Origin of the sequence: Mesorhizobium sp. M0185 (genome assembly GCF_040322175.1) — a bacterium.
Lineage (GTDB): Bacteria > Pseudomonadota > Alphaproteobacteria > Rhizobiales > Rhizobiaceae > Mesorhizobium.
In genome coordinates this window covers 1-23,483 of sequence record NZ_JAMYSY010000021.1, presented here as the reverse complement: position 1 = coordinate 23,483, position 23,483 = coordinate 1, and the positions used below count along the sequence as shown (strand labels likewise).

Sequence of the window (23,483 nt, the reverse complement as noted above, 5' to 3'; positions counted from 1 at the left end):
ATAGGCCCAGGCTTCCGCAACAGGCTTGAATTTATGGATATGATGAAAATGGCCGAGCGAACCTATTATGCGCCGCAGGGCGGACATCCCGGCCAGAGCGAATTGCTGACCGGCCGCGCTGTGTTCACACAGGCCTATGCCGTCATCCCCAAGGGCGTGATGCAGGACATCGTCACCAGCGCCTTGCCGTTCTGGGATGGGACACGCGTCTGGGTGCTGTCGCGGCCGCTGTCAGGTTTTGCCGAGACGTTTTCGCAATATATCGTCGAGCTCGCGCCTGGCGGCGGCAGCGACCACCCTGAGCTTGACGCCGCCGCCGAAGGTGCGCTGTTCGTGGTCGAAGGCGAGCTAAGCGTTTCGCTTGCCGGCAAGAACCATAGCTTAAGGCCGGGCGGCTTTGCCTTCCTGCCGCCGGCGAGTGGGTGGACGGTGCACAATGAAAGCGGCGCCGCCGTCCGGTTCCACTGGATCCGCAAGACTTATGATGCAGTCGACGGCATTGAGCCGCCGCAAGCGTTCTTCGTCAACGAACAGGACATCGCGCCGACGCCGATGCCGGGTACCGAAGGCCGATGGGCGACCACGCGCTTCGTCGATCCGGCCGACATGCGCCACGACATGCATGTCACCATCGTCACGCTCGAGCCGGGCGCGGTCATTCCCTTCGCCGAGACGCATGTCATGGAGCACGGGCTCTATGTGCTGGAGGGCAAGGCGGTCTACCGTCTCAACCAGGACTGGGTCGAAGTCGAAGCCGGCGACTATATGTGGCTGCGCGCCTTCTGCCCGCAGGCTTGTTATGCCGGCGGGCCAGGCAAATTCCGCTACCTCCTCTACAAGGACGTCAACCGCCACGCCAAGCTTGGCAGCGCCGGCGTCGCGAGACCTTTACCATGACCCGCATCGTCGCGCGGCCGCTGACCCGCGAAAATTTCGCCGAATTCGGCGACGTCATCGATATGGGCGGCGACAACCATTATTCGATCAATGGCGGCAAGGCCGAGCGCTACCACGACCTCGCCACCGCGGAAGCACGAGGACCGAATGCGCGCGTGCTGATCTCCATGGTGCGTGGCACGCCCTATGAGCTGCCGTTGAAGCTGACCATGGTGGAGCGCCATCCGTTTGGCAGCCAGGCCTTCATCCCGCTGTCACCACGGCCGTTCCTGGTCGTCGTCTGCCATGACGGCGAGGAGGGCCCGGGCGAGCCGCATGCCTTCATCACCGCGCCCGGGCAAGGCATCAACTATCCGCGCAATCTGTGGCACGGAGTGCTGACGCCGATCGGCGATGTCCAGGATTTTGTGGTCGTCGACCGCGGTGGCGACGGCTCCAATCTCGAAGAGTGCCATTTCTCGCACGCCTACGAGATCGATCTTCCCGACGGGATTAGATGATGACCGACATTTCGCTGATCGACCGACTGCTCGACGTCATCGAGCACGACATCGTGCCGAAGACCGTCGAAGGCGTCGCGCACGGCAATAAGCTGTTCGGCGCGGCCATTCTGCGCAAGGACGACCGCTCGCTGGTGCTTGCCGAAACCAACAACGAGACCGAAAACCCGCTCTGGCACGGCGAGGTGCATTGCCTGAAGCGCTTCTACGAAATGCCTAAAGCCGAGCGCGTCGACACCAAGGACGCGATCTTTCTTGCCACGCACGAACCCTGCTCACTCTGCCTGTCGGCGATCACCTGGACCGGCTTCGACAATTTCTTCTATCTGTTCAGCCACGAGGACTCGCGCGACAGCTTCGACATCCCGCACGATTTGAAGATCCTGAAAGAGGTCTTCACCCTCGATCCCGGCGGCTACAATGCCGAGAATGCCTATTGGAAGAGCTTTTCGATCCGCAAATTGGTGCGCTCGCTGCCCGACCCCGAGCGCGGTCGGCTGGAAGCGCGCATCCACACAATATCGGCGCGCTATGACGAATTGTCCGGCGCCTATCAGGCCGGCAAGGACGAAAACGACATTCCGCTGAATTGAATGCCGCAAAGTTCAATGGCTTGAATTGCCACCTTTATGGTGGCATATTGCGTTATGGAGAAACGCAGACCCACTTACGATCTTGATGCAATCAAGGCCGAGTTGGGTTCTGTCGACACGCTGGCAATCACGACGTCCGCCCTGCGGGATGCCATTGGGCTGGGCTTTGATCGCGCCGGTATTGTCGAGGTGATCGGCAGCATCACGCGGAAGATGTTTGTAAAGTCGATGACGACGTTCGCCGACCATCGTGTCTGGCAAGATGTCTATTACGTGCCAGCACGCGACCTGGTTCTCTATGTGAAATTTCAGGCGGACGTCGTGACCGAATTCACAGTCATGTCGTTCAAGGAAAAGTGACTATGGCGATGAAAGAAAATAATGGAACGAATAGCATGACCTCCCCCGAAACAGGAGAAACGCTGACGCGTGGGGTGCGTCCGTTCACTGTGACTTACAAGGGCGAGAGCATGATCGTCGACCTGCCGGGTTATTATCCCTCTTCGGGAAGTGAGGGCGTGCATGTCGGAGACGACATGACCGTCGTCGATGCAGCGCTCCGCATCCTCAAAGAAAAGATCGACGGCGTTCCGGCACCGGCCACCATCCGTCGCGTGCGCACAAAGCTCAAACTGTCGCAGCGCGAGGCAGGATCCCTGTTCAAGGTCGGCGAGAACGCTTTCGACAAATACGAACGGGGTCTGATCGAGCCGAGTGGCCCAACCATTCAGCTGATGACGCTGTTGGAAAAACACCCGGAGTTGGTGGACGAGTTGCGGTAGCCGCGCGACCTCTCTGACAGGTCGCATAATTTGCTGCTCCAGTCGCGAATAGCGATTGAAAGTCGCCTCGCTGCGGGGCGTTATGCCCCGCATGAAAATCGTCACTGAATTCCCACGAAAGATCGTCGAATTTCCGGATATGGGGATCATCATGCCGGACGGCTGCCGGCTGTCGGCGCGGGTGTGGATGCCGGCCGATGCTGCCGACGATCCAGTGCCGGCAATCCTCGAACACCTGCCCTATCGCAAGCGCGACGGCACGATCTATCGTGATCAGCTGACGCATCCGTATTTTGCCGGCCACGGCTACGCCTCGATCCGCGTCGACATGCGCGGCAATGGCGATTCCGAAGGGCTGATGGACGATGAATATTCCGAGCAGGAATTGCAGGACGCTTGCGACGTCATCGCCTGGGCGGCGGACCAGCCCTGGTGCAACGGCAATGTCGGCATGATGGGCATTTCGTGGGGCGGCTTCAACTGCCTGCAGGTGGCGTCTAAGCAGCCGCCGGCGCTGAAGGCGGTCATCAGTCTCTGTTCGACGGTCGACCGCTATGCCGACGACATCCACTACAAGGGCGGCTGCCTGCTGATCGAGAATTTCGGCTGGGCCTCGACCATGCTGTCCTATTCGTCAAGGCCGCCGGATCCGTTGCTGGCCGGCGACAAAAGCTGGCGCGACCTGTGGCTGACCAGGCTGGAGAACCAGCCCTTCCTGGCACCGCTGTGGCTGAAGCACCAGCATCGCGATGCCTATTGGAAGCGCGGCTCGATCTGCGAGGACTATTCCGCCATCCATGCCGCGGTGCTGTCGATCGGCGGCTGGCATGATGGCTATCGCAATACGATTTCCCATCTCGCCGTCAATATCGAGGCGCCGGTCAAGGGCATCGTCGGCCCGTGGATCCACAAATACCCGCATTACGCCGCGCCCGAACCGCGCATCGGCTTCCTGCAGGAGGCCTTGCGCTGGTGGGACCGCTGGCTGAAGGACATCGACACCGGCGTCGAGGCCGACCCCGCCTACCGCGCCTATGTCATGGACAGCGTGCGTCCGGCGCGCTGGCATCCCGAGCGGCCGGGCCGCTGGGTCGCTGAATCGGAATGGCCGTCACCCAACATCAAGACGCAAGAGGTTGAGCTTATCGCTGAAGGCAACCACGCTATCGTCGCTTCGCCGCAAAGCTGCGGCCTCGCCGGCGGCGAATATTTCCCCTTCACCTTCGGCCCGGAACTGCCGGGTGACCAGCGCCCCGACGATGCGCTGTCGGTGTGCTTCGACCAGCCGGTGCTGACCGAAACGATCGACATTGTCGGTGCTCCCGAAGTTGTGGTCAGGGTCTCGTCGGACCGGCGCCAGGCGAACATCGCGGTTCGGCTGTGCGACGTCCATCCGGACGGGGCATCGGAGCTGATCTCGTACGGCGTGCTCAACCTGACGCATCGCAACTCGCACGAATTTCCCGAAGCGCTGGTGCCCAGCGAAACCGTCAGCGCCCGGGTGGTGCTCGACCAATGCGCCTATCGCGTGCCGGTCGGCCATCGCTTGCGCGTTGCCGTTTCGAACGCCTACTGGCCGATGATCTGGCCGTCGCCGGAGCCGGTCCGGCTCGAATTGTCGGCCGCGACATTGATGCTGCCGGTACGCCCGCCAGCGACAGGCGACGAGGTCACCTTCCCCGCTCCCGAAGGTGCTGCGCCCTGGGCAACGGAGACGCTTCGGCCCGCCAATTCCGAGCGTCATGTCGATCGCGACGAAAAGACCGGAATGATTACGGTTTCCATCGTCGACGATTTCGGTGAGGTGCGCGACCTGGAGCATGGCCTCGCCCACGGGAGCCTCGCCAGGGAGACATGGGTGATCCATCCTGACAATCCGCTGTCAGCCTCGGGCAAGACGCATTGGAGCCAGACGCTGTCGCGAAATGGATGGTCGGTGCGCACCGAAACCTTCGCCGAAATGCGGTCCGACGCGCAAAGCTTCGTGGTTAGCGCCAGAATTGAAGCCTATGAAGGCGAGAAACTCGTCTTCGAGCACAATTTCGAGGAGAAAATCCCGCGCGTGCTACTTTGAGCGCTTATAGCGATTGGTCCAATTGCGACGCACGATTTACGCCACGGCATGTCGCATTCGGTCTTGCTTACCGCTTTCCCTTACGGTCATTATTCTCCCGATAGAAATGAGAAAAACGACCATAAGGTCGGACCAACAGAGTGAGGAACTCAACATGTCAAACGAACTGGAATATCTGAGCCGGCGCGTTGCGTCCGGCAAGCTGAGCCGTCGCGATTTTCTCGGCCGGGCAGCAGCGCTTGGCGTCACCGCAACCATCGCCAATTCGCTGCTATCCAGCGCTTCCCGCGCGGCGGGTCCGGTCAAGGGCGGCACGCTCAAGGCCGGCCTGGTCGGTGGCGAGTCCACCAACAGCCTCGATCCGGCGCTGTTTATGACGCAGGTGCCGTTCGCCTTCGGCAAGATGTGGGGCGAACTGATCGTCGAACTGTCTCCCGAAGGCAAGCTCGAGAACCGCATCGCCGAAGAGATCGGCTCGTCGGACGACGCCAAGACCTGGACGCTGAAGATCCGCGATGGCGTCGAGTTCCACAACGGCAAGAAGGTGACCGCAGAGGACGTGGCCGCCACCCTCGAACGCCATTCGGACGAGAAGTCAAAGTCCGGTGCGCTCGGTTACATGAAAGGCATCGAGAGCATCAAGGCCAGCGGCAAGGAAGTGGTGCTGACGCTGAAGGAGCCGAATGCCGACCTGCCCTACCTGCTTAGCGACTATCACCTGATCATTCAGCCGAATGGCGGCAAGGACAAGGCCGATGCCGGCATCTCGGCGGGTCCTTACAAGGTCACCACCAACGAGCCCGGCGTGCGCCATGGCGGCGAGCGCTTCGCCAATTATTGGCAGGGCGACAAGATGGGCCATGCCGACCAGATAGAGATCATCGTCATCAACGACGCCACGGCGCGTACGGCCGCCCTGCAGGGCGGCCAGGTCCACATGATCAACCGCGTCGAGCCGAAGATCGTCGATCTGATCAAGCGCGTGCCCGGCGTCACCATCCGCAACCATTCGGGACCCGGCCACTACGTCTTCATCATGCACTGCAACACCGCGCCGTTCGACAACAACGATTTGCGGATGGCGTTGAAGCTGGCGATCGACCGCGAGGAGATGCTGAACAAGGTGCTGCGTGGCTATGGCTCGCTCGGCAACGACTTCCCGATCAATGCATCGTACCCGCTATTCACCGAGATCGAGCAGCGCAAATACGATCCCGACAAGGCCAAGTTCCACTACAAGAAGTCGGGCCATGACGGTGCCGTCCTGCTCCGGACGTCGGACGTCGCCTTCCCCGGTGCCGTCGATGCTGCACAGCTGTTCCAGCAGAGTGCTGCCAAGGCCGGCATCACGCTGGAGATCAAGCGCGAGCCGGGCGACGGCTATTGGTCGGAAGTCTGGAACAAGCAGCCCTTCTGCGCCTCCTACTGGGGCGGCCGGTCGACGCAGGATCAGATGTACTCGACTGCCTATCTGTCGACGGCCGACTGGAACGACACACGGTTCAAGCGTCCGGATTTCGACAAGATGGTGCTGGCGGCTCGCGCCGAGCTCGACGAGGCCAAGCGCAAGGCCATGTACCACGACATGGCTGTGATGGTGCGCGACGAGGGCGGCCTGATCCTGCCGATGTTCAATCAGTTTATCGACGCGACGGGCGCCAAGGTTGCCGGGTGGGTGGATGATCCGCATCAGGAGTTGATGAACGGATATGCTCTGGCGAAGTGCTGGCTCGAAGCCTGAGCCCGGCCTTGCGGATATGTCCTCACCCATCGTGAAACTGGTGGCCCAGCGCATTGCGCTGGGCATTCTGCTGCTGTTGGCCGTTTCGGTCCTGATCTTCGCCGGCACCCAGATCCTGCCCGGCGACGTCGCTCAAGCCATCCTCGGACAGTCGGCGACACCGGAGTCGCTCGCCAATCTGCGCGAGCAGCTCGGCCTCAATGATCCCGCCTACATCCGTTATTTTCGCTGGCTCGGCGGCATTCTGACCGGTGATCTCGGCACGGCGATGTCGAGCGGTCAGGATATCGCAACCTCTATCAAGGGAAGGCTGTGGAACACGCTGTTCCTCGCCTTCTGGGCGGCGGTCGTCGCGGTGCCGCTGGCGATCATCCTCGGGCTGATCGCGGTGCGCTACCGCAATGGCTGGGTCGACAAGCTGATCTCGGGACTGGCGCTGGCCTCGACGTCCTTCCCGGAATTCTTCGTCGGCTATGTGCTCGTCTTTTTCTTCGCGGTGCAACATCAATGGTTTCCCGCCATTTCCACTGTCTATGACGGGATGCCTTTCGGCGAACGCATTCAGGCCATCGCACTGCCGGCGGCGGCGCTGACCCTGGTGGTGCTAGCCCATATGATGCGCATGACGCGCGCCGCGATCCTCAACGTCATGCAGTCGGCCTATGTCGAAACCGCCGAACTCAAGGGGCTTTCGGCCTTCGCGGTCATCCGCAGGCATGCCTTCCCCAATGCCATTGCGCCGATCATCAACGTCGTCATGCTCAATCTCGCTTACCTGATCGTCGGCGTCGTCGTGGTCGAAGTTATCTTTGTCTATCCAGGCATGGGCCAATACCTCGTCGACCACGTCACCAAGCGTGACGTGCCGGTGGTGCAGGCGGTCGGGCTGATCTTCGCCGCCGTCTACATCAGCCTGAACATCATCGCGGACATAGCGGCGATCGTCGCCAATCCGCGCCTCAGACATCCGAAATGAGGGGGCGGGTATGCTCGTCATCAAACGCATCCCCATCCCGGCATTGGTCGGCATCGTGCTGACGGCGCTGTTCGTGCTGGCAGCAATTTTTGCGCCGTGGATCGCGCCGCATGGCAATGCCGAGATCGTCAGCGACGTCCCTTGGGAACCGATGTCGGCGGCGCATTGGCTGGGCACCGACAATCTCGGCCGCGATCTGTTGTCGCGCATGATCTACGGCGCCCGCATCACCCTGTTCATCGCGGTGCTGGCGACCGCGCTGTCCTTCTCGCTCGGCGCCATCCTCGGCTTTTCGGCAGCGGTTTTCGGCGGCTGGTTCGACACGCTTCTGTCGCGTCTCGTCGATCTCCTGATGTCAATCCCGACACTGATCATGGCCCTTGTCGTGCTGTCGGTGCTGCCATCCAATCTGGTGACACTGATCCTGGTCATGGGCATTCTCGACTCGACCCGCGTCTACCGCCTGTCGAGGGCGGTCGCCGTCGACATCAACGTCATGGACTATGTCGAGGCGGCCAAATTGCGCGGCGAAGGCAGCGGCTGGATCATCTTCCGGGAAATCCTGCCCAATGCGCTGTCGCCGCTGGTTTCGGAACTCGGCCTGCGCTTCATCTATGCCGTACTGTTCCTGTCGACGCTGTCCTTCCTCGGGCTTGGCGTGCAGCCGCCGGACGCCGATTGGGGCGGCATGGTCAAGGAAAACAAGGATGGCATCGTCTTCGGCATAGGCGCCGCCCTCATTCCGGCGGCGGCGATCGCAGCGCTGGCGATTTCCGTCAATCTCGTCGCCGACTGGGTGCTCAACCGCACGACAAGCCTGAAGGGAGGACGCGGCTAATGGCTGACAAGCAACCGAAGCCCGGGCAACCGAAGCCCGGGCAACCAAAGTCCGGCGTGCTGCTCGACATCCGCAATCTGCGCATCGAGGCCACGGTATATCCGCCGGGTGAGGCGCCGAAGAACATCGTGCTGGTGCACGATGTCTCGCTGACGCTCGAAAAGGGCAAGGTGCTCGGATTGATCGGCGAGTCCGGCGCCGGCAAATCGACCATCGGCCTGTCGTCGATGGGCTACGGCCGCGGCGGCGTGCGCATCACCGGCGGCGAGGTCATCCTCAATGGCCGCGACATCTTGAAGGGCGGCAACGAAGGGTTTCGCAAATTGCGCGGCCGCGAGGTCTGCTATGTCGCGCAATCGGCGGCAGCCGCCTTCAATCCGGCGCACAGGCTGATGGACCAGGTGGTCGAGGCAGCACTCCTGCACGGCACGGCGACGCGGGCCGAAGCCGAAAAGCGCGCCGTGGCGCTGTTCAAGAAGCTCAGCCTGCCGAACCCCGAAAGCATCGGCGAGCGCTTCCCCCACCAGGTCTCGGGCGGTCAGCTGCAGCGCGTGATGACGGCAATGGCGCTGTGCTCGGAACCCGACCTGATCGTCTTCGACGAGCCGACCACGGCGCTCGACGTGACGACGCAGATCGACGTCTTGGCGGCGATCAAGGATGCCATCCGCGACACGCATGTCGCGGCGCTCTACATCACTCACGACCTTGCCGTCGTCGCCCAGGTCTCGGACGAGATCATGGTGCTGCGCCACGGCCGGCTGGTCGAATGGGGCGGCACCCGCCAGATCATCAAGGAGCCGCGCCAGGAATACACCAACGCGCTGGTTTCGGTGCATGAGATCGAACACCAGGAGCAGAAGCCTGGCACGAGCCCGTTCCTGTCGGTCAAGAACATCACCGCCGCCTATGGCCGCAGTCACATCAAGGTGCTGAAGAACGTCTCGGTCGATATTTTCCCCGGCCAGACGCTGGCGGTGGTCGGCGAGTCCGGCTCCGGCAAATCGACACTGGCGCGCGCCATCACCGGCCTCTTGCCGCCCGAACAAGGCACCGTCACCTTCGACGGACGGCCGCTCGCCAACCGGCTTGCCGACCGGCCGAAAGAGGATCTTCGCCAACTGCAGATGATCTACCAGATGGCCGACGTGGCGATGAACCCGCGCCAGACGGTCGGCACCATCATCGGCCGGCCGCTGGAATTCTATTTCGGTCTGCGCGGAAGGCAACGTGACGCCCGTGTCGCGGAACTGCTCGACAAGATCGAAATGGGCAAAGGCTATGTCGACCGCTATCCGGCCGAGCTTTCGGGCGGCCAGAAGCAGCGCGTCTGCATCGCCCGCTCGCTCGCCGCAAAGCCGAAGCTGATCATCTGCGACGAGGTGACCTCGGCGCTCGATCCGCTGGTCGCCCACGGCATACTGGAGCTGCTCCTCGGGCTGCAGAAAGAGGAAAACGTCGCCTATCTGTTCATCACCCACGACCTGGCCACGGTCAAGTCGATCGCCGATTCAATCGCCGTGATGTATCGCGGCGAAGTGGTGCGCTACGGCGCCAAGAGCACCGTGCTGACGCCACCCTTCGATGCCTACACCGATCTTTTGCTATCGTCGGTGCCAGAAATGGAGATCGGCTGGCTAGAGAAAGCGATCAAGGGACGGCGCATGGCCAGCGCGGGGAACTAGCGGGCCGCCCTTTGCGCCCGACGATCCTGTCCGGGCGTGGATTGAACGGCAGGCCCGCCCTGACTTTTCCGATTAAGCCGCATGGAGGCGCCCTTGGCGCTCAACACAAAACTATTGCTCATCATCCTCGACGGCGTGCCTTACCGGAACTGGCGACGGCTGATGGGCAATCTCGAAGGCTGGGTGCAATCAGGCGAAGCCCGCGTATGGAAAATGCGCTCCGTGCTGCCGTCGACCTCGGCATCCTGCTATGCCTCGATCCACACCGGCGTGCCGCCCCAGGTGCACGGTATCCTGTCGAACGAGAACCGGTTTCGCGTCGAACAGCCGGACATCTTTTCCGAAGTCAGCAGGGCCGGCGGCAAGACCGGTGCGGTCACCCACTCCTACTGGTCCGAATTCTTCCGGGCCTATCCGTTCGACCTGGTCGAGGACATGGAGTTCGACCAGCCGGGCAGGCCGATCAGCCATGGCCGGTTCCACACCATGACCGGCTACAATGCCAGGAACCAGATGACGCCGAGCGACGTCGACCTGTTCGCGACGTTGACCATGCTGACCAGGCGCTACGGCATCGACTACGGCATCCTGCACAGCTGTACTCTGGACTCGATGGGCCACCGCTTCGGCCATGACTGCCACGAGATGGATCATGCCGTCTATGCAATGGACGCCATGCTCGCCGGCTTTCTGCCGCGCTGGCGGGAAGCCGGCTACGAGGTGATCGTCACCGCCGATCATGGCCAGACCGATCGCGGCCATCATGGCGGCCACGACGATGAGATGCAGGATTTCGCACTTTACTACTTCGGATCCGGCGAGGGTCCGGAAGCCAATACGCTGCTCGATCAGCTGCAGCTCGCGCCGACGGTGCTTGCGCGCCTCGGCGTGCCGGTGCCGGCGACGATGAAGGCGGAGCCGTTCCTGAGTTGAGCGCGCGCCCTCTTCTCCCTCTGGCAACGCTCCCGCTCTTCAGTTAGCCTCCGCAAATATACGAGCGGATGCGGTGAACCTTTTTGGGCCGATCAGCGACAGAGCAGGCAGGAGCCAGGCGGCTCGACCGGCGATGACGGCCGCGGAGACCGATCGCGCGCTTGTCGAGCGGGTCGCGAAAGGCGACCGTGCCGCCGTGCGGCTCCTGTTCATGCGCCACCACGCGCGGGTCTACCGCTTCGTGGCACGCCAGACGGGATCGGAACTGATGGCCGACGATATCGCGAACGAGGTGTTCCTCGAACTCTGGCGGCAGGCACCGGCCTTCGAGGGGCGCTCGGAGGTCTCGACATGGCTGCTCGGTATTGCCCGCTTCAAGGCGCTGTCCCTGCTGCGCAAGAAGAAGGAAGACTGGATCGACGACGATGACGCGGCCCAGGTCGCCGACGGCGCCGACACGCCGGAAGTCGTGACGATGAAGGAAGACAAGGCCGCCGCCTTGCGACGCTTTATCGATGCCATGCCGGAAGAGCACCGCACGGTGATCGACCTTGCCTATTATCACGGGCAATCGGTGAGCGAGATCGGCGAGGTACTCGGCATCCCGGTCGCAACGGTCAAGACCAGGATGTTCTACGCCCGCAAGAAACTCGGCGAAGCCCTCAAGGCCGCCGGTTACGACAGGGGGTGGCCATGAGCGCCGCTGAAAAAATGTCACGCCGCGACGAAATGGAAATGCTGCTGCCGTTTTATCTGAACGGCTCGCTGGAGGGCACCGAGCTCGAAGCCATCGAGGAATGGCTGGCGAGCGATCCGGCGGCGATGGCCGCATTAGGCGAGGCCGAGGCCGAATTCTCCGGCACCGCTGCCGCAAACGAGGCAATCCGCACGCCGGCCGATGCGCTCAGCCGCTTTGCCAAGGCGCTCGACGCCGAGGCCGGCCCGTCCCGCGCGCCGGCGGCATCGTCGTGGCTGGCGCAAGCCTGGAGCCGCTTCATGGCGGTGCCCGCCGGCGTCGCCTGGGCCGCGGCCGCGGTGCTGCTGGCCCTGGTCGTCGCGCAATCCTTTGTGCAGACCGGCAACAGAGGTGGCGATTTCGAGATTGCCGGATCGGAGGACGATCTGGCCAAAATGCCGTTTGCCCTTGTGAAGTTCAAACCGGATGCGAAGCTGTCCGACATCATCGCTTTTCTCGACCAGAACCAGTTGAAGATCGCCGGAGGGCCGACCGCCGACGGCGTCTTCCGCGTCGGCGTCCCGGCCAAGACCGCCGCCGACTATCACAAGCTGCTTGGCCTTATCGCCGCCCAGCCTTTCACCGAAGCTGCCCTGGAGGGAAGGAAACCGGCTGATGGCGGCTGAGGCGGTCATTCGATTGACGGCGGCGATGACAATCTTCGCCGCGTCCGCAATGGCGCAGACCAATGACCCGAACCTCACCCAGGCTGAGATCGACTGCCTGAACCGGGCAACGGCTGCCGGCACCGACTGCACCAAGGACGGCGATGACGGGAAGGATAGCGGCGGCAAAACGCCGGCTAAAGCTTCCACGGCGATTGCCGTGTTTCTTCCCGCGCTGATTGTCGACTTGTTCCCCAATCCTGCCGTAGTCGCCGAGGTGCCGATACCCGTTCCCGGCAATACTGCAGCCCCGTCGTCCGCTCCGCCCTCCGATGCGCCAGCAACACAGGTAGCCGCGCCGGGCGGTCCGGTCGTAGCGCCGACCGATCTTGTCGCAACCGAGCCGCCGCGCGCCGTGACCGGCGATTTCGTGTCCGACGAGGTGCTGGTCACGGTCAATGGCGATGCCGGCGCGGTCCAGCAGATCGCGGCTTCGTTCGGCCTCGAGATACGCTCGCAGCGGCAGTCGCGGCTGCTCGGCAACACGCTGGTGCGCTTCGGCATTCCCGATGGCCGCCCGGTCGGCGTCGTGCTGGCACAGCTTGCCGCCGACGGCCGCACGTTGCGGCGTGAGGCCAACCATGTCTATTCGCTGCAGCAGGCGGCCAGCATCGTCAATTATGCGTTCGAGCGCATCGCGCTCGATGCCGACAAAGCCAGCGGCGAGAATGTGCGCGTCGGCGTCATCGACACCGGCATCGATGACGGCAATCCGGCGCTCTCCGGCGTCATCGCCGGGCAGTTCGATGCCATGCCCGACGTGCCGATCAAGGCGCGCGACCACGGCACTTCGATCGATGGACTGATTGCCGGCACCGGCGCGTTCAAAGGCATGGCGCCGGGCGCCAGGATCTATCACGCCCGCGCCTTCGAGGGCGGCAAGTCGACCATGGACGTCATCCTTTCGGCGCTCGACTGGGCGGCGGAGCAGGATGTCCGCATCATCAATATGAGCTTCGTCGGTCCGAAGAACGACCTGCTCGGCATCGCCTGCCGCAATGCGCGCGCGCTCGACATCGTGCTGGTCGCGGCCGCCGGCAATAACGGACCGAAGGCGCCCTATGGTTATCCGGCCGCCTTCGTCGGCGTGATCGCGGTGACGGCCACCGATGCCAAGGACGGGCTGATGCCGCAGGCCAATCGCGGCGCCTACGTCTTCATCTCCGCTCCCGGCGTCGAGATGGTAGCGCCAAGCGGCGCCGGCTCGGACGTGGTGACCGGGACGTCCTTCGCCGCAGCGATCGTGACCGGCGCCGTCGCCAACCTGTTGCATGCCGCACCCGACCGTTTGGCCGACTGGGTCGAGAAAGCACTTGCCGCCACCGCCAGGGATCTCGGCCCCAAGGGGCGGGACAATGATTTCGGCTTTGGGCTGCTGAATACCAAGGCGGCCGAAGCGGCGAAGGAATAGCCCGCTCAAGTCGCGTTTTGCCGAGGACGTGCCAGAAAATAGAACGCGGCGACGTGCGTTATCATCAGCAGCGGTACGTAGATGATCGGGATCGCGTAGGTGGCGCCCAGTTCGCCTGCGCGTGCAGGAAGGCCGATCTGAATGGCGTGGTAATAGTCGACGATGAGGTCGACCGTCCCTGCGACATTGAAGGCGACGACCAACGGCCAGAAGAGCGGGCGTATCCTCACCGTGAGCAGCGCCAGCATGGCCAGCACGCCAGTCGCGAAATCGCCGTAGGCGGCGAACACGGCGAAATCAGCGGGCAGATTGGGGCTTACGACGCCCGGAACCAGGAAGACGAGCCCGAAGAAGCGGAAGCTGTGCAGCATAGCGATAGCGCGTTGCGCTGCGACCCGGTCCATCGACCTGAGCCACGGCAAACCGTACGCGCCGAAGCAAAGCAACCACGCGACATAGCCGAGAACAAGATGGGTTTGGAACACCATTTCCGTGGACATTTGGCCTTCTCTCAACAGTTGATTCACGCGGCTTTAAGCCCGCTACCGCAATTCGACTATCCGGTGTAATCACAACAACCTATGAAGCAGAACTACACAGTCCGACATGGTGCGCTGGAGGGCGTCGAGGCGTTCCTGGCCGTCGCCAGGCGCCTCAGCTTCCGCCGTGCCGCCGCCGATCTCGGCGTGACGCCATCCGCCGTGAGCCAAGCGGTGCGCGCGCTGGAAGCCCGTCTGGGCACGGCGTTGTTCGTCCGCACGACGCGGAGCGTTGGTTTAACCGAGCCTGGCCAGCGATTCCTCGACCGTGCCGGCCCGGCATTCGAAGAGCTTGTCGCGGCCGGCGAGGCCGCCCGCGATATCGGCCAGCGGCCGACTGGTCTGCTGCGCCTGTCTGTGCCCCGCGCCATCGTGCCGCTGATGTTGGAGCCGCTGATCGCGTCGTTCTGCCAAGCCTATCCTGAGATCGAACTGGAGATCGCCGTGAGCGACCAGATGGTCGATCTCGCGACCGGCGGGTTCGATGCCGGCATCCGCCTCGGCCAGCTCATCGCCGCCGACATGGTCGCGGTGCGGCTGACAGCGCCGTTCTCGTTCGTGGTCGTCGGCAGCCCTGACTATCTTGAGCGCCACGGCCGTCCCGAGCGTGTCGACGACTTGCGCCACCACGCCTGCTTACGCTTGCGCCGCTCGAATGGCAGCATCGCGCCCTGGTCGTTCATCGACGGCAACGGCGCGATCGAAGCGGTCGTCTCAGGCCCGCTGATCGCGCACGACTATTCGACGTTGGTCGGGGCTGCGATGCGGGGCGTCGGGCTGGCGCAGACACCGCGACCACTCGCCGAAGGTCTGATAGCCGAAGGAAAACTCCAGTCGGTGCTGGACAGCGTCGCCACGACGACGCCGGGTGTCTTCCTTTATCATCCCGGCAAGCGCCAAGTCCTGCCGAAGCTGCGCGCCTTCATCGATCACCTCAAATCCGCGGCCTGAGACCAGGACGCACCCGCTGGTGCTGGCCAACAGCCGCCAAGAGTCGACCTCGGCCGTTCAGAGTGATTGCCTCTAGGCCGGCGCGCCGGCGACCGATCCCCTGACCACCAGGTCGACCGGCCAGACTTCGCCGCGAGCGCCCTCCTCCAGGCCGGAAATCCGCGCCGCCAAGCGTTCGGCGATGCGCGCGCCGGCGAGGCGGATCGACGAACGCGTCGTCGACAAGGGCACCGAAAAATTTTCCGGCTTCAGCCAGGGAAAGACGTCGTCATGGGCGATCAGCGACAGGTCGCCCGGAATGGTCAGGCCGAGATCGCGCACCGCGCGCACCACGCCGAGCGCCATGATCAGGCTGGAGCAGGCGATCGCCGTCGGCGCGTCGCTTTGTTCCAGCAAGCGCCGGGCGGCGCGGTAGCCATTCTCCTCGGTCATGGTGAGCGAACAGACATGCTGATCACGAAGCACCAGGCCGCTCGCCGCAAGCGCGCGGCGCACGCCGCGCTCGCGATGGATGGCGAAGGTCTCGCGATCGTCGCCATTGATCAGCGCCAGACGCCTATGACCGAGCTGAACGAGTAGCCGCGCCGCCTCGTGGAAGGCGCCCTCATTGTCGATGTCGGTGAACGGATACTCGAAATCGAAGCCTTCGCTGCGGCCATGGACGATGAAAGGAATGCCGAGCGTATTGACCAGCGCCACCCGTCGGTCGGCCGGCCTCGGCGAGGAGATATAGACCGCGTCGACCTGCCGGTTGGCGACAATGCGGCGGTACGTCGTCTCCTGGTCGTCGGCATCGGCCGGTGACAGCACCAGGTCGAGCTCGTGCGAACGCGCATAGTCGCCGAGGCCGGACAGGAACTCGACGAAATGCGGGTCGATGTCGACGGTCGTCCCCGTCGGCAGCACATAGCCGATCATGCCGGTCTTGCCGGTCGCCAGCCGGCGCGCGCTCGGATTGGGGCGATAGCCGTGACGCTTGGCGGCATCGACCACCCGCCGGCGCGTTTCCTCGTTGACTTCCGGGTAGCCGTTCAATGCGCGGCTGACCGTAGTCTGCGAAAGCGCCAGCATGTGGGAGAGCTGCTTGAGGTTCACCGGAGGCCTCCAAACCTCAAAGCGCTTTTAATCTGAATCGATCTGGCCGCTACGAACTGCGCCGCCGAGCGCAATGACCTTACGCACGGTTCGGACCGGTTTGAAGCCGAATTTGCTGCTGCACCGCCAGAAAACTGTGCTGCAGCGCACTTTCGCCGGCACTCGACCGCAAAAATTAAATCGATTAATTTGGCTTTCTCTTGACTCCGGATCAATTCAGTGGCGAGATCGAAATCACCAAAGCGCTTTGGAAGACTCTACGAAAAGGTTGCAGTTCCTTTCCGACTGAGTCACAGTCCTGCAGCGCCGGCGGACGGAATGGAGGTTTCGTTCGGTGTTTGTCACCACTGGGAGGGAATACCGATGAAGAAAATGCTTCTGCTGGGCGCTGCGTTTGCCACGCTTGCGCTCGCCATGCCGGCGCAAGCCGAACTGAAGTTCAAGCCGGGCGAAGATCCCCGTTTCAACTGGGCCAACTACGAGGAGCTCAAGAAGGTCGACCTCAAGGGCGAGACGCTGACGATCTTCGGGCCGTGGCGCGGCGAGGACGAAGGGCTTATCCGCACCGTCCTCGATTACTTCTCCGAAGCCACCGGCGCCGAGATCAAGTACTCCTCGTCGGAGAATTACGAGCAGCAGATCGTCATCGACACGCAGGCCGGCAGCCCGCCCAACATTGCCGTGCTGCCGCAGCCGGGCCTGATCCAGGATCTGGCATCGAAGGGGCTTTTGACGCCGCTCGGCGACGACACGGCCAACTGGGTCAAGGACAATTACGGCGCCGGCCAATCCTGGGTCGACCTCGGCACGTTCAAGGACAAGGACGGCAAGCCCGGCTTCTTCGCCTTTCCGTATAAGGCCGACGTGAAGTCGCTGGTCTGGTACTCGCCGGACAATTTCGAGGAAGCGGGCTACAAGGTGCCGAAGACCCAGGAAGAGCTTGCCGAGCTCGAAAAGAAGATCATCGCCGACGGCGGCACGCCATGGTGCATCGGGCTTGGTTCGGGCGGCGCCACCGGCTGGCCGGCGACCGACTGGGTCGAAGACATCATGCTGCGCACCCAGACGCCCGAGACCTACGACAAATGGGTTAAGAACGAAATTCCGTTCAACGATCCGGCAGTGGTCAATGCGATCGACATTTTCGGCAAGATCGCGACGGACGACAAGATGGTCGAGGGCGGCGCCAAGGCGGTTGCGGCGACCGATTTCCGTGACAGCCCGAAGGGCCTCTTCTCGGTGCCGCCGAAATGCTATCTGCACCACCAGGCATCGTTCATCCCGACCTTCTTCCCGCAAGGCACCAAGATCGGCGAGGATGCCGACTTCTTCTATTACCCGCCCTACGCCTCCAAGCCCGAGCTCGGCACTCCGGTGCTCGGCGCCGGCACGCTGGCCATGATCACCAAAGATAGCAAGAGTGCCCGCGCGTTCATCGAATTCCTGAAGCTGCCGCTCGCTCATGAGATCTGGATGGCACAGGGCGGCTTCGTGACGCCGTTCAAGTCGGTCAACAAGGACGCCTATGCTAGCGACGCGCTGAAGAAGCAGGGCGAGATCCTGGCCAACGCCTCGACCTTCCGCTTCGACGGGTCCGACCTGATGCCGGGCAAGATCGGCGCCGGTGCGTTCTGGACCGGCATGATCGACCTGGTCGGCGGCAAGTCCGCCCAGGACGTCGCCACTGACATCCAGAAAAGCTGGGACGCGATCAAGTAAGCGGCCGGCTTGAGTTCCCAATGTGATGTGGTCCGGGCCTCAAACGGCCCGGACCTTATCCGGTGCTTGGCGTCGCGTCGATTGTCGTGAGCACAACGCATTCCGGCATGACGCGCGCCCAGTGACCTGCTTTCCGGCTGGTCGCGCTCCAGACAACTGAATCGGCGCATGATCCCGTCGCCAAAGCCATTCTCGACTGGCGGATCCGTGCGCAGGGGGAGGGACCCATGGCGGCTCAGATTTTTTCGGCGATATTCGTCATCATCATCGGCGTGGGCGGCTGCGTCGCCTATTTCTGGGGCGCCAACAAGGCACTCGACACGATCTTTCCGGCGCGCGGCGTTTCCGGCAAGGCGGCGATTAACAATCTGCGCCGGCAGGGGGTGATCCGGCCTTGGCTGTTCGTCGGCCCGGCGATGATCATCCTCACCATCTACCTGATCTACCCGGTGGTGGAGACACTGAGGCTGTCGTTCCTTGATCGCGGCGGCGCCCATTTCGTCGGCTTGGCCAACTATCAATGGGCGTTCGGCGACCGCGAGTTCCGCAACTCGATCCTCAACAACATCATCTGGCTGGCGGTGGTGCCGGCCGCCTGCACCTTCCTCGGGCTGATCATCGCCGTGCTCACCGACAAGATCTGGTGGGGCACCATCGCCAAGAGCCTGATCTTCCTGCCGCTGGCGATCTCGTTCGTCGGCGCCAGCGTCATCTGGAAATTCATCTACGAATATCGCGGCGACGGGCAGACGCAGATCGGCCTGCTCAACGCCATCATCCAGTATTTCGGCGGCCAGCCGCAGGTCTGGATCTCGCTGCCGTTCTGGAACAACTTCTTCCTGATGGTCATCCTGATCTGGATCCAGACCGGCTTTGCCATGGTCATCCTGTCGTCGGCCTTGCGCGGCATTCCGGAAGAGACGCTGGAAGCCGCCGTCATCGACGGCGCCAACCCTTTCCAGATCTTCTGGAAGATCATGGTGCCGCAGATCTGGGGCACCATCGCCGTGGTCTGGACCACCATCACCATCCTGGTGCTGAAGGTTTTCGACATCGTGCTGACCATGACCAACGGCCAGTGGAACAGCCAGGTGCTGGCCAATCTGATGTTCGACTGGATGTTCCGCGGCGGCGGCGATTTCGGCCGCGGCGCCACCATCGCCATCATCATCATGATCGCGGTCATTCCGATCATGGTCTGGAACATCCGCCAGGCGAACAAAGAGACGGAAGGGCATTGAGATGGCCGCGTCGACCGGAAAGTCCTTTGTCAGCCGTTTCGGCGTCCACATCGCCGTCTTCATCTTCGTTGCGATCTGGACGATCCCGACGCTCGGCATTCTGGTCTCGTCACTGCGCGACAAGGATCAGATCATCGCTTCGGGCTGGTGGAACTCGTTCACCAGTTCCAGCCAGACGGAAGCCGGCCGGCTGCCGCCAGCCTCGGCGCAGGTCGAGAAGGAGGGCAAGTTCGTCCTGCAAGGCAATATCTTCGGCGACGGCCCGGCCCGCAACATCAGCGCCTTTGGCGTCAAGTCGGCCGCGCCGACGCAATATCCCGCCGGCTCGACAGCCGATCTCGGCGACGGCGTCACCCTGCAACTCAATGCCGACGGCAGTTTCGTCATGACCTCGCCGAAGGCTTTCGAGAGCGAACGCGGCCAGCGCGTCTATTACGCCTCGTCGGCGCCGCCGAAATTCACCACCGACAATTACGACACGGTGCTGTTTTCGGAAGGCATCGGCCGCTCCTTCATGAACTCGCTGACCGTCACCATTCCGGCGACCGTCATTCCAATCCTGATCGCCGCGTTCGCCGCCTACGCGCTGGCCTGGATGCGCTTTCCTGGCCGGGCCCTGCTCATCGCCGTCATCATCGGCCTCCTGGTCGTGCCGCTGCAGATGTCGCTGATTCCGCTGTTGAAGCTCTATAACGGCGTCGGCAGCTTCTTCGGCGTGCCGTCGAAGACCTATCTCGGCATCTGGCTGGCCCATACCGGCTTCGGCCTGCCTTTCGCCATCTATCTTCTGAGGAGCTATATCGCCGGCCTGCCACGCGAGATCATGGAGTCGGCGCGCATCGACGGCGCCAGCGATTTCGAGATCTTCGTCAAGATCGTGCTGCCACTGTCGTTCCCGGTGCTGGCCTCGTTCGCCATCTTCCAGTTTCTCTGGGTGTGGAACGATCTGCTGGTGGCGATGGTTTTCCTTGGTACCGAGGGCGACCAGATCGTGCTTACCGCCAAGCTCAATGCGTTGCTCGGCTCGCGCGGCGGCGACTGGGAGATCCTGACGACATCGGCCTTCGTCACCATCATCGTGCCGCTGATCGTGTTCTTCTCGCTGCAGCGCTATTTCGTCCGTGGGCTGCTTGCCGGCTCGGTGAAAGGAGGTTGAGATCATGCAATCCGCTTTGAAGGCCACCCCGAAGCCAGATCTCGCTATCGATCGCGACTGGTGGCGAGGTGCCGTGATCTACCAGATCTACCCGCGCAGCTATCAGGATTCGAACGGCGACGGCATCGGCGACCTCAGGGGCATGATCGGCCGGCTGGCCTACATCGCCTCGCTCGGTGTCGACGCCATCTGGATCTCGCCATTCTTCAAATCGCCGATGAAGGATTTTGGCTACGACGTGTCGGATTATTGCGATGTCGATCCGATGTTCGGCACGCTGGCCGACTTCGACGCGCTGACCGCAGAGGCGCACCGGCTTGGCCTCAAGGTGATGATCGACGAGGTGCTCTCGCACACCGCCGACATCCATCCCTGGTTCAAGGAGAGCCGCTCGAGCCGCAGCAATCCAAAAGCCGACTGGTATGTCTGGGCGGATGCCAAGCCGGACGGCACGCCACCCAATAACTGGCTGTCGATCTTCGGCGGCTCGGCCTGGCAGTGGGACACCAGCCGCCAGCAATATTACCTGCATAATTTCCTGGCCGAGCAGCCCGACCTCAATTTCCACAGCCGCGCGGTCCAGGACGCGCTGCTCGACGTCACCCGCTTCTGGCTGGAGCGCGGCGTCGACGGCTTCCGACTCGATACCATCAATTTCTATTTCCACAGCCAAGGCCTGGAAGACAATCCGCCGCTGCCGCCCGAGCAGCGCAACGACCAGACGGCGCCGGCCGTCAACCCCTACAACTACCAGGACCATCTCTACGACAAGAGCCGGCCTGAAAACCTCGGCTTCCTCGAACGCTTCCGCGCCTTGCTCGACGAATACCCGGCGACGGCCGCAGTTGGCGAGGTCGGCGATTCGCAGCGTGGGCTGGAAGTGGTGGCGGCCTATACGGCCGGCGGCAAGCGCGTGCATATGTGTTACTCCTTCGACTTCCTGGCGCCGGAGAAGATCAGCGCGGCAAAGGTGCGCTCGGTGCTGGAAACCTTCGGCAAGGTGGCCAGCGACGGCTGGTCGTGCTGGGCCTTCTCCAACCATGACGTGATGCGTCCCGCCTCGCGCTGGGCAGCCGGCGAGCCCGACCCGACCGCCTACCTCAAGGTCATCTCGGCGCTGCTGATGTCGTTGCGCGGCTCGGTCTGTATCTATCAGGGCGAGGAGCTCGGGCTCAGCGAGGCCGAACTCGGCTTCGAGGATCTGCAGGACCCATACGGCATCCGCTTCTGGCCTGAATTCAAGGGACGCGACGGCTGCCGTACGCCGATGGTTTGGGACGGCGCTGCCCGCAATGGCGGCTTCTCGACGGCAAAGCCCTGGCTGCCGGTGCCCAGCAAGCACCTTGCGCAAGCCGTCAATGTGCAGCAAGGCGACGACGGCTCGCTGCTCGAGCACTACCGGCGCTTCCTGGCTTTCCGCCGCGCCCATCCGGCACTGGCCAAGGGTGATATCGAGTTCATCGAAAGCGAGGGCGACACCGTCGCCTTCACGCGCCGCGAAGGCAACGAGCAGATCGTCTGCGCCTTCAATCTCGGAGCAAAGCCGGCCGAGGTCGATCTTGGCGGCCGCTCATTGCAGCCCTTGCCGGGACACGGGTTTTCGGGACAGACTGGCGCCGGCACTATCCGCCTCGGCGGCTACGGCGCCTGGTTCGGGCGTATCGACTGAATTCAAGGAAGAACTGGAGGGTACCATGGCCGATGTCACGCTAAGGCAAGTGAGGAAATCATATGGCAATCTCAACATTCTGCACGGCGTCGACCTCGACATAAAGTCGGGCGAATTCATCGTCTTCGTCGGTCCCTCTGGTTGCGGCAAGTCGACCTTGCTGCGCTGCATCGCCGGGCTGGAGGAGATCACCTCGGGCGAGCTCAAGATCGACGGCGAGATCGTCAACGACGTGCCGCCGTCAAAGCGCGGCATCGCCATGGTGTTCCAGTCCTATGCGCTCTATCCGCACATGACCGTCTACGACAACATGGCCTTCTCGATGAAGATCGGCAAGGAAAGCAAGGCCGAGATCGACAAGCGGGTGCGCCAGGCGGCCGAGATCCTGCAGCTGACCAAATATCTCGACCGTCTGCCCAAGGCGATGTCGGGCGGCCAGCGCCAGCGCGTCGCCATCGGTCGCGCCATCGTGCGCAATCCCAAGGTTTTTCTGTTCGACGAACCGCTGTCCAACCTCGACGCGGCGCTGCGTGTCGCCACCCGCATCGAGATCGCCAAGCTCAAGGAATCGATGCCGGCCACAACCATGATCTATGTCACCCACGACCAGGTCGAGGCGATGACGCTGGCCGACCGCATCGTGGTGCTGAAGGAAGGCCATATCGAACAGGTCGGCACGCCGATGGAGCTCTACAAGCGGCCCGGCAATCTGTTCGTCGCCCAGTTCATCGGCTCGCCGGCGATGAACATCCTGCCGGCGACGATCGACAAGACCGGCAACCCGACGGTCGTCAGCCATGTCGGCGGCCGCAAGGCAACGGTGCCGATCGCAACGCCTGCGTCGGCGAAAGGCGCAGCGGTGAGCTTCGGGGTGCGGCCGGAGGATCTGATGATTGCCACCGGCGCCGACTATTTGTTCGAAGGGACGGTCGATTACGTCGAGCAGCTCGGCGAGGTCCAGCTCGTCTATGTCGACATCGGCCGCGCCGACCTGCCGCTGGTGACCAAGCTGCCGGGCAATGTCGAGGTCAAGCGCGGAGCGACGCTGCGGCTGACGGCGGACGCCGGAGACCTACATATTTTCGACGCGGACGGGCGCTCTTTCGCGCTCCATGAAGCAGAAGCAAAGGCGGCTTGAAGCAGGCGTTCTTCCGCCATGCAAGAGACAAGAGCGGGGCGGCGAGGCCCGCCCCGGATTGGGTTTATAAAAGTGGGCGCTTTAAGAAGGTTTTATTTTAAAGTACCCCCCACCCCCGCTTAAAATTTTTTTTTAAAAAAAAAC

General features: G+C 62.8%; 22 protein-coding genes. 20 read left to right on the top strand and 2 right to left on the bottom strand.

Annotation, left to right across the window (positions count from 1 at the left end; genetic code table 11):
• Positions 1-48 precede the first annotated feature (48 nt).
• The 14 genes from NKJ20_RS18015 (at position 49) to NKJ20_RS17950 (ending at position 13,831) form a co-directional block, all read left to right on the top strand.
• Positions 49-897: a bifunctional allantoicase/(S)-ureidoglycine aminohydrolase gene (locus tag NKJ20_RS18015; protein ID WP_502894808.1), complete on the top strand. Its 849-nt coding sequence runs from the start codon at positions 49-51 to the stop codon at positions 895-897.
• Complete coding sequence (locus NKJ20_RS18010) at positions 894-1,397, top strand: ureidoglycolate lyase (protein ID WP_352745801.1); 504 nt, start codon at positions 894-896, stop codon at positions 1,395-1,397. The genes NKJ20_RS18015 and NKJ20_RS18010 overlap by 4 nt, the downstream gene beginning before the upstream one ends.
• Complete coding sequence (locus NKJ20_RS18005) at positions 1,397-1,990, top strand: nucleoside deaminase (RefSeq protein ID WP_352469853.1); 594 nt, start codon at positions 1,397-1,399, stop codon at positions 1,988-1,990. Before NKJ20_RS18010 ends, NKJ20_RS18005 begins: the two co-directional genes overlap by 1 nt.
• 54 nt (positions 1,991-2,044) lie before the next feature.
• A complete protein-coding gene (locus NKJ20_RS18000; protein ID WP_352614345.1) occupies positions 2,045-2,350 on the top strand; it encodes a type II toxin-antitoxin system MqsR family toxin in 306 nt (101 codons plus the stop codon).
• 2 nt (positions 2,351-2,352) lie between these two features.
• Positions 2,353-2,772, top strand: coding sequence for a type II toxin-antitoxin system MqsA family antitoxin (locus NKJ20_RS17995; RefSeq protein ID WP_352614344.1), 420 nt, complete (start codon positions 2,353-2,355; stop codon positions 2,770-2,772).
• 91 nt (positions 2,773-2,863) lie between these two features.
• Positions 2,864-4,846, top strand: a complete 1,983-nt coding sequence (locus tag NKJ20_RS17990; RefSeq protein ID WP_352745798.1) for a CocE/NonD family hydrolase — start codon at positions 2,864-2,866, stop codon at positions 4,844-4,846.
• Positions 4,847-5,000: 154 nt separating this feature from the next.
• The gene (locus NKJ20_RS17985; protein WP_023676219.1) at positions 5,001-6,587 is read left to right on the top strand and encodes an ABC transporter substrate-binding protein; all 1,587 of its coding nucleotides are present in this window, start codon (positions 5,001-5,003) and stop codon (positions 6,585-6,587) included.
• A gap of 16 nt (positions 6,588-6,603) precedes the next feature.
• Positions 6,604-7,563, top strand: coding sequence for an ABC transporter permease (locus NKJ20_RS17980; protein WP_352681491.1), 960 nt, complete (start codon positions 6,604-6,606; stop codon positions 7,561-7,563).
• A gap of 10 nt (positions 7,564-7,573) precedes the next feature.
• Positions 7,574-8,401, top strand: coding sequence for an ABC transporter permease (locus tag NKJ20_RS17975; RefSeq protein ID WP_352452240.1), 828 nt, complete (start codon positions 7,574-7,576; stop codon positions 8,399-8,401).
• On the top strand, positions 8,401-10,086 hold the full coding sequence (locus NKJ20_RS17970) for an ABC transporter ATP-binding protein (protein WP_352681493.1): 1,686 nt from the start codon (positions 8,401-8,403) through the stop codon (positions 10,084-10,086). Before NKJ20_RS17975 ends, NKJ20_RS17970 begins: the two co-directional genes overlap by 1 nt.
• Positions 10,087-10,179: 93 nt before the next feature.
• The gene (locus NKJ20_RS17965) at positions 10,180-11,019 is read left to right on the top strand and encodes an alkaline phosphatase family protein (RefSeq protein ID WP_352452242.1); all 840 of its coding nucleotides are present in this window, start codon (positions 10,180-10,182) and stop codon (positions 11,017-11,019) included.
• A gap of 133 nt (positions 11,020-11,152) precedes the next feature.
• A complete protein-coding gene (locus NKJ20_RS17960; RefSeq protein ID WP_352452243.1) occupies positions 11,153-11,716 on the top strand; it encodes a sigma-70 family RNA polymerase sigma factor in 564 nt (187 codons plus the stop codon).
• Positions 11,713-12,381, top strand: coding sequence for an anti-sigma factor (locus NKJ20_RS17955; protein ID WP_352745795.1), 669 nt, complete (start codon positions 11,713-11,715; stop codon positions 12,379-12,381). The genes NKJ20_RS17960 and NKJ20_RS17955 overlap by 4 nt, the downstream gene beginning before the upstream one ends.
• Complete coding sequence (locus NKJ20_RS17950; protein ID WP_352745792.1) at positions 12,371-13,831, top strand: S8 family serine peptidase; 1,461 nt, start codon at positions 12,371-12,373, stop codon at positions 13,829-13,831. The genes NKJ20_RS17955 and NKJ20_RS17950 overlap by 11 nt, the downstream gene beginning before the upstream one ends.
• 5 nt (positions 13,832-13,836) lie before the next feature.
• Here the strand turns inward: NKJ20_RS17950 and NKJ20_RS17945 are convergent, their stop codons facing one another.
• Entirely contained in the window at positions 13,837-14,331 is a 495-nt protein-coding gene (locus tag NKJ20_RS17945; RefSeq protein ID WP_352745790.1) for a DUF8737 domain-containing protein, read from the bottom strand.
• An 81-nt stretch (positions 14,332-14,412) separates the two neighbouring features.
• Between NKJ20_RS17945 and NKJ20_RS17940 the strand changes: the two genes are divergently transcribed.
• Positions 14,413-15,321 (top strand): LysR family transcriptional regulator, encoded by a 909-nt coding sequence (locus tag NKJ20_RS17940; RefSeq protein WP_352745789.1) that lies wholly within the window; start codon positions 14,413-14,415, stop codon positions 15,319-15,321.
• Positions 15,322-15,393: 72 nt separating this feature from the next.
• Here the strand turns inward: NKJ20_RS17940 and NKJ20_RS17935 are convergent, their stop codons facing one another.
• Positions 15,394-16,416, bottom strand: coding sequence for a substrate-binding domain-containing protein (locus NKJ20_RS17935; RefSeq protein WP_352745786.1), 1,023 nt, complete (start codon positions 16,414-16,416; stop codon positions 15,394-15,396).
• 363 nt (positions 16,417-16,779) lie between these two features.
• On the opposite strand from NKJ20_RS17935, the gene NKJ20_RS17930 reads away from it, so the two are divergent.
• From NKJ20_RS17930 to NKJ20_RS17910, 5 genes are all read left to right on the top strand, one after another.
• Positions 16,780-18,135, top strand: a complete 1,356-nt coding sequence (locus NKJ20_RS17930) for an ABC transporter substrate-binding protein (RefSeq protein ID WP_352452249.1) — start codon at positions 16,780-16,782, stop codon at positions 18,133-18,135.
• A 227-nt stretch (positions 18,136-18,362) separates the two neighbouring features.
• Positions 18,363-19,376, top strand: a complete 1,014-nt coding sequence (locus NKJ20_RS17925) for a carbohydrate ABC transporter permease (protein ID WP_023680221.1) — start codon at positions 18,363-18,365, stop codon at positions 19,374-19,376.
• Between the two features lies 1 nt (position 19,377).
• Entirely contained in the window at positions 19,378-20,532 is a 1,155-nt protein-coding gene (locus NKJ20_RS17920) for a carbohydrate ABC transporter permease (RefSeq protein ID WP_352452251.1), read from the top strand.
• Positions 20,533-20,536: 4 nt separating this feature from the next.
• Positions 20,537-22,201, top strand: coding sequence for a beta-galactosidase BglA (bglA, locus tag NKJ20_RS17915; RefSeq protein WP_352452252.1), 1,665 nt, complete (start codon positions 20,537-20,539; stop codon positions 22,199-22,201).
• Between the two features lie 25 nt (positions 22,202-22,226).
• On the top strand, positions 22,227-23,339 hold the full coding sequence (locus tag NKJ20_RS17910; RefSeq protein WP_023680224.1) for an ABC transporter ATP-binding protein: 1,113 nt from the start codon (positions 22,227-22,229) through the stop codon (positions 23,337-23,339).
• Positions 23,340-23,483 lie beyond the last annotated feature (144 nt).

Bases quoted from the DNA above. Each gene is read 5' to 3' on its own strand.
- NKJ20_RS17910 (WP_023680224.1), top strand. From the start codon at position 22,227: ATGGCCGATGTCACGCTAAGGCAAGTGAGGAAATCATATGGCAATCTC.
- NKJ20_RS18000 (WP_352614345.1), top strand. From the start codon at position 2,045: ATGGAGAAACGCAGACCCACTTACGATCTTGATGCAATCAAGGCCGAG.
- NKJ20_RS17955 (WP_352745795.1), top strand. From the start codon at position 11,713: ATGAGCGCCGCTGAAAAAATGTCACGCCGCGACGAAATGGAAATGCTG.
- NKJ20_RS17930 (WP_352452249.1), top strand. From the start codon at position 16,780: ATGAAGAAAATGCTTCTGCTGGGCGCTGCGTTTGCCACGCTTGCGCTC.
- NKJ20_RS17925 (WP_023680221.1), top strand. From the start codon at position 18,363: ATGGCGGCTCAGATTTTTTCGGCGATATTCGTCATCATCATCGGCGTG.
- NKJ20_RS17970 (WP_352681493.1), top strand. From the start codon at position 8,401: ATGGCTGACAAGCAACCGAAGCCCGGGCAACCGAAGCCCGGGCAACCA.
- NKJ20_RS17940 (WP_352745789.1), top strand. From the start codon at position 14,413: ATGAAGCAGAACTACACAGTCCGACATGGTGCGCTGGAGGGCGTCGAG.
- NKJ20_RS18005 (WP_352469853.1), top strand. From the start codon at position 1,397: ATGACCGACATTTCGCTGATCGACCGACTGCTCGACGTCATCGAGCAC.
- NKJ20_RS17980 (WP_352681491.1), top strand. From the start codon at position 6,604: ATGTCCTCACCCATCGTGAAACTGGTGGCCCAGCGCATTGCGCTGGGC.
- NKJ20_RS17995 (WP_352614344.1), top strand. From the start codon at position 2,353: ATGGCGATGAAAGAAAATAATGGAACGAATAGCATGACCTCCCCCGAA.
- NKJ20_RS17920 (WP_352452251.1), top strand. From the start codon at position 19,378: ATGGCCGCGTCGACCGGAAAGTCCTTTGTCAGCCGTTTCGGCGTCCAC.
- NKJ20_RS17960 (WP_352452243.1), top strand. From the start codon at position 11,153: ATGACGGCCGCGGAGACCGATCGCGCGCTTGTCGAGCGGGTCGCGAAA.
- NKJ20_RS18010 (WP_352745801.1), top strand. From the start codon at position 894: ATGACCCGCATCGTCGCGCGGCCGCTGACCCGCGAAAATTTCGCCGAA.
- NKJ20_RS17985 (WP_023676219.1), top strand. From the start codon at position 5,001: ATGTCAAACGAACTGGAATATCTGAGCCGGCGCGTTGCGTCCGGCAAG.
- NKJ20_RS17975 (WP_352452240.1), top strand. From the start codon at position 7,574: ATGCTCGTCATCAAACGCATCCCCATCCCGGCATTGGTCGGCATCGTG.
- NKJ20_RS17990 (WP_352745798.1), top strand. From the start codon at position 2,864: ATGAAAATCGTCACTGAATTCCCACGAAAGATCGTCGAATTTCCGGAT.
- NKJ20_RS17950 (WP_352745792.1), top strand. From the start codon at position 12,371: ATGGCGGCTGAGGCGGTCATTCGATTGACGGCGGCGATGACAATCTTC.
- bglA (WP_352452252.1), top strand. From the start codon at position 20,537: ATGCAATCCGCTTTGAAGGCCACCCCGAAGCCAGATCTCGCTATCGAT.
- NKJ20_RS17945 (WP_352745790.1), bottom strand. From the start codon at position 14,331: ATGTCCACGGAAATGGTGTTCCAAACCCATCTTGTTCTCGGCTATGTC.
- NKJ20_RS18015 (WP_502894808.1), top strand. From the start codon at position 49: ATGGCCGAGCGAACCTATTATGCGCCGCAGGGCGGACATCCCGGCCAG.